The organism is Nocardia sp. NPDC003345 (assembly GCF_053589395.1).
This window is the reverse complement of sequence record NZ_JBSFRU010000363.1, coordinates 1-6,126: the sequence shown is the minus strand read 5'-3', so window position 1 is coordinate 6,126 and position 6,126 is coordinate 1. Positions and strand designations below refer to the sequence as shown.

At 67.2% G+C, this 6,126-nt stretch carries 7 protein-coding genes and 1 riboswitch; of the genes, 5 read left to right on the top strand and 2 right to left on the bottom strand.

The features are described from left to right. Together ACWDU1_RS28010 and ACWDU1_RS28005 are read left to right on the top strand one after the other, a co-directional pair. Positions 1-577 (top strand): SGNH/GDSL hydrolase family protein (locus ACWDU1_RS28010; RefSeq protein WP_450003007.1); only part of this gene is annotated, 577 nt, incomplete at its 5' end. 62 nt (positions 578-639) lie between these two features. Continuing rightward, positions 640-1,122, top strand: a complete 483-nt coding sequence (locus ACWDU1_RS28005; protein ID WP_450003005.1) for a DUF456 domain-containing protein — start codon at positions 640-642, stop codon at positions 1,120-1,122. An 86-nt stretch (positions 1,123-1,208) separates the two neighbouring features. On the opposite strand, the gene ACWDU1_RS28000 is transcribed toward ACWDU1_RS28005, so the two are convergent. Further along, positions 1,209-2,081, bottom strand: a complete 873-nt coding sequence (locus tag ACWDU1_RS28000; RefSeq protein ID WP_450003004.1) for an amidohydrolase family protein — start codon at positions 2,079-2,081, stop codon at positions 1,209-1,211. Positions 2,082-2,155: 74 nt separating this feature from the next. After that, positions 2,156-3,544, bottom strand: coding sequence for an FAD-dependent oxidoreductase (locus tag ACWDU1_RS27995; protein ID WP_450003002.1), 1,389 nt, complete (start codon positions 3,542-3,544; stop codon positions 2,156-2,158). Positions 3,545-3,771: 227 nt separating this feature from the next. Between ACWDU1_RS27995 and ACWDU1_RS27990 the strand changes: the two genes are divergently transcribed. The 3 genes from ACWDU1_RS27990 (at position 3,772) to ACWDU1_RS27980 (ending at position 6,060) form a co-directional block, all read left to right on the top strand. Next, on the top strand, positions 3,772-4,242 hold the full coding sequence (locus tag ACWDU1_RS27990) for an Rv0361 family membrane protein (RefSeq protein ID WP_450003000.1): 471 nt from the start codon (positions 3,772-3,774) through the stop codon (positions 4,240-4,242). Positions 4,243-4,305: 63 nt separating this feature from the next. Then, positions 4,306-4,418, top strand: a riboswitch (SAM riboswitch). Between the two features lie 17 nt (positions 4,419-4,435). Further along, the gene (locus ACWDU1_RS27985) at positions 4,436-4,852 is read left to right on the top strand and encodes a rhodanese-like domain-containing protein (protein ID WP_450002998.1); all 417 of its coding nucleotides are present in this window, start codon (positions 4,436-4,438) and stop codon (positions 4,850-4,852) included. Then, positions 4,849-6,060, top strand: coding sequence for an O-succinylhomoserine sulfhydrylase (locus ACWDU1_RS27980; RefSeq protein ID WP_450002996.1), 1,212 nt, complete (start codon positions 4,849-4,851; stop codon positions 6,058-6,060). Before ACWDU1_RS27985 ends, ACWDU1_RS27980 begins: the two co-directional genes overlap by 4 nt. Positions 6,061-6,126 lie beyond the last annotated feature (66 nt).

Below are 6,126 nucleotides of genomic sequence, written 5' to 3'. Positions count from 1 at the left end.
CTCCGGGTACCGGTTCATCAATGCCGGCATCAACGGCAATACCAGCGCGGACCTGCTCGAGCGGCTGGACAGCGACGTCCTCGGCTGCCATCCCGACGCGGTGACCGTCTTGGTCGGCACCAACGATGTCCGCGGTGACGTACCCCTGGACGACTACCGCGCCAACCTCGACGCCATCGCCGGCCGCCTCACCGCCGCGGGCGGTATCCGGGTCGCGCTGATATCGCTGCCACCGCTCGGCGAGAACCTCGACACACCGATCAATCACGAACTGGCCGGCTACAACCGGATCATCGCCGAGACCGCCGCACGGCACGGACTGGACTATCTGCCGCTGCACGAGCGGATCGCCGATCTGGTCCGTACCGACGGGAACCCGGAGGCGGTCTACGATTTCGGCTTCGCGCTCGCCTTCAGGGCGGCAGCTCGCCACTACCTGTTCCGGCAGAGCTGGGACCAGGTGGCACACAGCCACGAGATGAGCTTCTTCGTGGACCATATCCACCTCAGCGACCGCTCCGGCGCGGTCGTCACCGGACTCACGGCGGACTGGCTGGCCGGCATCGACCACCGATAGGACCCGGAGATCAGGGATTTCACCGATCCACGGCGAGCACGGATCCGGGATAGGTTGGACCTGTGAGCGTATGGGGAGAAATCGTTGTCGGCCTGGTGATCCTGGTCGGGCTGGTCGGCATCGTGGTGCCGATCCTGCCGGGGGTGATCCTGATCTTCGCGGCGATCGCCGTCTGGGCCTTCCTCACCGGTGGCGCCACCGCCTGGGTGGTACTGGGCATCGCCACCGTCCTGCTGCTCGTGTCCGGCATCGTGAAATACACCTGGCCGGGACAGAAACTCAAGGACGCGGGTGTCCCGAACCGCACTCTGCTGCTGGGCGGGCTCGCGGGTATAGCCGGATTCTTCCTGATCCCGGTGGTCGGGCTGTTCGTGGGATTCGTGGTGGGTGTGTATCTCTCGGAGCTGCTGCGGCTGCCCGACAACCGGCAGGCCTGGACGTCGAGCAAGCACGCGCTCAAAGGCGTCGGGTTGTCGATCCTGGTGGAATTGTTCGGCGCCTTGCTGGCCACCGGCGTATGGGTCGGCGGCGCGATCTCGGCCTGAGCGAGTCAGGGCCGGAGGCGGCAGCGCAGCGTCACCACGCAGGCCCCTCGCTCAGGCCCGGTCGATACCGCCTGAAGCGGCGGCGGTCAGCGCCGCCCGGGTGGGCGGCCGATGATCGGCAGTGGGCGTGTGGTGCCGTCGGTGGGCGGTGCGCCGTCGTTCTCCGGCAGCGGCGGAACCAGAAGCGGCAGTGTGGGAGTCGGGTCCTCGATATTCCGCTCGACGGCGGGCAGCCCGTAGAACGCACGGGCATTGTCCTCGAGCACCGCGTGCATATCGGTGCCGACCACATCGCAGATCAGGTCCACATCCGATTCGCGGAACGGCCGGCCCGCACGGGTGCCGGGCAGATCGCTGCCGAACATCAGGGCCTCGGGATTGACCGCGTGGATACGGCGCAGGGCGGTCGCGATATCCAGATCCACTCGCCCGAACCCGGTCGCCTTCACCCGCGCGCCCCGGTCGACCAGATTCAGCAGATACGACAGACCCTCCTCGGACATACCGAGATGGTCCACGGAAACCTTCGGCAGTTTCAGGATCACCGGCTGCAGGGACGCCAGCATCTGACCGTCCACATAGATCTCCACATGCCAGCCCGCCAGCTCATGGGCGCGCAACGCCTGCCGGGTCATACTCGTGATGTCGGCGGCGGCGCGTTTGAGGTTGAACCGCACCGCCCGCACCCCGGCCGCGTGCAGGTCGAGGATCTCGGCATCGGTGGCGTCCAGATCCAGCCTGGTCACCCCGACCCAGCCGGACCCCAATTCCGTCAGCGCCGCACGCAGATAACTCTGGTCGTTGCTCTGGAACGAGGCGCTGACCACCGCGCCACCGGACGGCCGGAACCGTGCCATCCGGCGACGGTAGTCGGCGACGGTGTAGGGCTCGGGCAGGTAGCCCTCGTTCTCGATCAGCGGAAAACGCGGATCGATGATGTGCACATGGGCATCGAACACTGATACAGCATGCCTGATAGATCGGGGCGCCCGCTCCTCTCGGCGCTGAACCGGTGGGAGGAGCGGGCCTCGATTCATACCTTGTGCGGTTCGCTCGCGCGCAGCATGTCCTCGCGCTCGACGACCTTGACCCGCTCCCGGCCCTCGGGCTCACCGAGCGACCGCTCGTGGGCATCGAGCCGGTACCAGCCCGCCCATGTGGTGAACGGAATACCCCGGCCCTCCAGGAATTCCAGCACCGCTTCGGGCTCCGGGTTCTCGGCCGGGGTGAAGTTCACGCTGTCGTCGACGAGGCAGGCCACCGTCTCGTTGGCGTCGCCCTTGGTGTGGCCGATCAGGCCGACCGGGCCGCGTTTGATCCAGCCGGTCACGTAGGTGCCGGACATGTACCGGGCCGCGCCGTCGGCGTTCTCGTCGACCAGTACCCGGCCGGCCTCGTTCGGGATGACCCCGGCCTGATCGTCGAACGGCAGTTCCGAGATGTTTTGCGACAGATAGCCCACCGCCCGGTACACCGACTGCACATCCCAGTCCTTGAAGGTGCCGGTGCCCTTCACATTGCCGGTGCCGTCGAGCTGGGTGCGCTCGGTGCGCAGGCCCACGACCTTGCCGTCCTCACCCAAGATCTCCGACGGGGATTCGAAGAAGTGCAGGAACAGCTTGTGCGGGCGGTCGCCCTGATCGCGAATGGCCCACTGTTCGAGGGTGTTGGCGACCATATCGACCTGCTTGGAATGGCGCCGCGCGGCTTCCGAGCCCTCGTCGTAGTCGATGTCCTCCGGATCGACGATCACCTCGATCGTCGGGGAATGATCCAGCTCGCGCAGCTCCAGCGGCGTGAACTTCGCCTGTGCCGGACCACGCCGCCCGAACACGTGCACCTCGACGGCCTTGTTGTTCTTCAGGCCCTCGTAGACGTTCGGCGGGATCTCGGTCGGCAGCAGTTCGTCGCCGGTCTTGGCCAGCACGCGCGCCACATCCAGCGCGACATTGCCCACGCCCAGCACCGCGACCTTCTCGGCGTCCAGCGGCCAGGTCCGCGGCACATCCGGATGGCCGTCGTACCAGGACACGAAATCGGCGGCACCGTAGGAACCGTCCAGATCGATACCCGGGATCGGCAGCGCCCGGTCGGCGTTGGCGCCGGTGGAGAAGATCACCGCGTCGTAGAAGCGCTTCAGATCCGAGAGGGTGATATCGGTGCCGTAGTCGATATTGCCCAGCAGGCGGACCTGCTCTTTGTCCAGCACCTTGTGCAGCGCGGTCACGATCCCCTTGATACGGGGATGGTCCGGCGCCACGCCGTAGCGGATCAGCCCGAACGGCGCGGGCATGCGCTCGAACAGGTCGATCGACACATCGGCATCGGATTTCATCAGTGCGTCGGCGGCATAGATCCCGGCCGGACCGGCACCCACGATCGCGATCCGAAGCGGGCGGTTCGCTTCCTTCTGCTCGGTCATCAGTTACGCGCACCCTTATCGGTCGAAAGATTCACTGGCGTTGTTGTTAGCTTAGGCTAAGTTGACGCGTGGCCTGTTTGCACCTCGTCCCGCCTTCCGCGGGCGGCTCGTTCGCCGTAGGTCTTCCCACGTCTCCGCGGTGACTGCTGTGCGGCAGCACCCGGTCTCCCGCGATTCTATCGGGGTGCGGGCACACGCCGATGCGGGGACCAGGGATGATCGTCTGTATGAGCGATCCCGGACCCACCGAGGAGCAGCCGGCCGCCGAATCGGGCGGCGACGAGGCACCGCGCACGATCACCCCGTTCGTCGTGGCCGCGGCACTCGCGGCCCTGGTGCTGGCCGGCGTACTGATCGCCGGGCTGGTGGCGCCCGCTGAGAAAAATGTCACAGAATCCGACCGGATCGCCGGAGCGGTCCGGGAGTTCGCCGATGCGAGCAGCCGGTTCGGCCCCGAACCGCCCCGGGAGGCGGTGTGCCCCGGTTTCGTCCCCGCCCGCTCACCACTGGCCGGTCGGCTGAAACCCGGCGAGACCGGAAAGGACGTCGAGATCGAGCGGTTCGGCGCCGTCCAGGTCAACGGCGAGAACGCGACCATCGAGGTGACCAGCCGCGTCGAAGGCGAGGAGAACACCTCGACCTGGTGGCTGTTCAAGGCCGACGGCGACTGGCTGGTCTGCAACCAGCCGGTCGAGTAGCGCGACTCCGGGCGTCAACCGGGGTTTGACACAGCGGGACGCGGCGGGCAATCTCTTCCGTTAGGTCATGAGTGCCAGCGCCAAGCCCCGGCTCGCTGGTCGGCAACCCTCCTCCGCGGTGGGGTGCTCCGGGTGACGACCTGGCGTGCATCGAACAGATGCGGCAAGTGCGGATTCGCAGGAGGTACCACGTATGAGTTACGCAGGGGATATCGACCCGAAGCAGGCATGGGAACTGCTGACCGGGCATCCCGGCGCCGTCCTGGTGGACGTGCGCACCGAAGCCGAATGGAAGTTCGTCGGAGTTCCCGACACCAGCGGTATCGCGACCCCCACCGTGCTGGTCGAATGGGTCGACTCCACCGGCACCCGCAACGCCGGATTCCTGGACCAGTTGCGCCACGTCCTGGGCGACCGCCCGGCCGACGCGCCGGTGGTGTTCCTGTGCCGGTCCGGCCAGCGGTCGGCGCACGCCGCCGACGCGGCGACAGCCGCGGGCATCGCACCCTCCTACAACGTCACCGAAGGCTTCGAAGGCCCCCTCGACGAACTCGGCCACCGTGGCGGTTCGGGCTGGCGGGCCGACGGCCTGCCCTGGCGGCAGTCGTGATCGGCGGCGGCGCCTTCGAACGCGCCCTGCCCGAAGGCGTCGGTCCGGCGACACTGGGCGTCCGCGGCGGGCTCAACCGCTCCGGTTTCGAAGAGACCTCCGAGGCCCTCTACCTCAACTCCGGGTTCGTCTACGCCAGCGCCGAAGACGCCGAGGCCGCCTTCACCGGCGACCGCCCGCATTTCGTGTACTCCCGCTACGGCAACCCCACCGTGGAGATGTTCCAGGAACGGATGCGGTTGCTCGACGGCGCCGAAGCCTGTTTCGCCACCGCCAGCGGCATGGCCGCGGTCTTCGTCGCCCTCGGCGCCCTGCTGAAGGCCGGCGACCGGCTGGTGGCCGCCCGCAGCCTGTTCGGATCGTGTTTCGTGGTCTGCAACGAGATCCTGCCGCGCTGGGGTGTCGAAACCGTCTTCGTCGACGGTGAAGACCTCGGCCAATGGGAAGCGGCACTGTCCGTACCCACCACAGCGGTATTCTTCGAAACCCCCGCCAACCCGATGCAGACCCTGGTCGACGTCCGCAAGGTAAGCGAACTCGCGCACGCCGCCGGCGCCCAGGTGGTCCTCGACAACGTCTTCGCCACCCCGCTCCTGCAGCGCGGTTTCGACCTCGGCGCCGATGTACTCGTCTACTCGGGCACCAAACATATCGACGGCCAGGGCCGCGTCCTGGGCGGCGCCATCCTCGGCACCGCCGAATACATCGACGGCCCCGTCAAAACCCTGATGCGCCACACCGGCCCCGCACTGAGCCCGTTCAACGCCTGGACCCTGCTCAAAGGCCTCGAAACCATGCCGCTGCGGGTCCGGCAATCCACCGACTCGGCCCTGCGCATCGCCCGCTACCTCGACGAACACCCCGCGGTGGAATGGGTTCGCTACCCCTTCCTCGAAACCCACCCGCAATACGACCTCGCCACCTCCCAGATGACCGGCGGCGGCACCGTGGTCACCTTCGAACTGAAGGCACCCGCGGACCAGGCCAAGAAACGCGCCTTCGAGGTCCTCAACAGCCTCCGCATCGTCGACATCTCCAACAACCTCGGCGACGCGAAATCCCTCATCACCCACCCCGCCACCACCACCCACCGGGCGATGGGACCCGAAGGCCGTGCGGGAATCGGGCTGTCGGACGGGGTGGTCCGGCTCTCGGTGGGGTTGGAGGACATCGAAGACCTGCTGGGCGACCTGGACCAGGCTTTGTGAGTGAGAGTCGACCTCTTCGCGAAGGTGAGTTCGGATGTACCCCTCCGCGAAGGGTCGCGCTGTAAT

Coding starts and splice junctions, on each gene's coding strand:
- ACWDU1_RS27990 (WP_450003000.1), top strand. CDS start 3,772: ATGAGCGATCCCGGACCCACCGAGGAGCAGCCGGCCGCCGAATCGGGC.
- ACWDU1_RS27995 (WP_450003002.1), bottom strand. CDS start 3,544: ATGACCGAGCAGAAGGAAGCGAACCGCCCGCTTCGGATCGCGATCGTG.
- ACWDU1_RS27985 (WP_450002998.1), top strand. CDS start 4,436: ATGAGTTACGCAGGGGATATCGACCCGAAGCAGGCATGGGAACTGCTG.